Origin of the sequence: Clavibacter lycopersici, from assembly GCF_003576405.1 — a bacterium.
GTDB lineage: Bacteria > Actinomycetota > Actinomycetes > Actinomycetales > Microbacteriaceae > Clavibacter > Clavibacter lycopersici.
Genome location: NZ_QWGT01000512.1, coordinates 1 through 593 on the forward strand (window position 1 = coordinate 1; position 593 = coordinate 593).

Here is a 593-nt window from a genome sequence, read left to right on the forward strand (position 1 = left end):
TCGCGCTGCTCGTGCTCGCCGGGGGCGCGGGCGTCGTGGCGGGGATCCTCGTGGGCGTGCTGGGCGTGATCGGCCTCGTGGTCGTCGCCGCCTGGGTCTCCACGCGGCTCGCCCTCGTGCCGAGCGCCATCGTCATCGAGCGGCTCCGGCCTCTGGTGGCAGCCCGGCGGTCGTGGGCGCTCACGATCGGCTCGTTCTGGCGCGTGCTCGGGATCCTGCTGCTCACCGCGGTGATCGTGTCCGCGGCCACGAACGTGGTGACGGTGCCGCTGACGCTCCTGACCTCCATCCTGCAGACGGTGCTGTTCCCGAACGGGGAGCTGGACTTCCAGACCTTCGACGCCTCCGTCGCCTTCTACATCGGCACCCAGCTGCTCACGCTCGTGGTGAGCGTGGTGGTGGGGAGCATCGGCGCGGTCGTCACGTCGGCGAACGCGGCCATCCTCTACATCGACCTGCGGATGCGGCGCGAGGGGCTCGACCTCGAGCTCGCGCGCTTCGCCGAGGAGCGCGCGGCAGGCGCCTCGTCGGCGACCGGGCTGGATGCGCGGGACCCGTACGCGGCGCCCGCGGGCGCACCCGGCACGACCGCG

1 protein-coding gene is annotated in these 593 nt (G+C 73.2%); it reads left to right on the forward strand.

Features of this window, described 5'->3' with window-relative positions:
- Positions 1–593: DUF7847 domain-containing protein (locus tag DZG00_RS16265; RefSeq protein ID WP_511172847.1), on the forward strand; the 593-nt coding region annotated here is incomplete at both ends.